The sequence below is a fragment of the Lonepinella sp. BR2474 genome (assembly GCF_051851555.1).
Classification (GTDB): domain Bacteria; phylum Pseudomonadota; class Gammaproteobacteria; order Enterobacterales; family Pasteurellaceae; genus Lonepinella.
Genome location: NZ_JBPDVH010000024.1, coordinates 1 through 450 on the forward strand (window position 1 = coordinate 1; position 450 = coordinate 450).

A 450-nucleotide genomic window follows, 5' to 3' on the forward strand; every position below is an offset into this window, starting at 1 on the left:
CTGATACACAGTTATCAAGCGCTGCGACGGTAAACGATGTATTAAATGCGGGTTGGAACTTAAAAGAAAACGGCACAGCGAAAGATTTCGTTAAAGCATACGACACTGTAAACTTCGTGAACGGTACAGGCACAGTGGCGAACGTTACAATGAACGATGATGGCACTGTGGCCAACGTGACATTTAATGTTGAAACGGCTAACTTAACCACCAACACCACAACAGTTGATGGTGATACTGCAACAGATAATAAAGCAGCGGGTAACGGTACCGTTCAATACACGGGGGATGGTAACAACTTAGTGACGGCGAAAACGGTAGCAGATGCGATTAACAATGCGTACTACTCTATCAACGCAACCAAGGCCGAAAATGATTCTGCAACACAAGGTGGCGAAACACAGAAAGTCAATGCGGGCGATACCGTAAATTATGTTGCAGGTCGCAATA

1 pseudogene is annotated in these 450 nt (G+C 45.1%); it reads left to right on the plus strand.

Annotated features, from left to right (window positions below):
- A pseudogene (locus tag ACTG7Q_RS10875) lies at positions 1-450 on the plus strand (hypothetical protein); the annotation flags it as partial.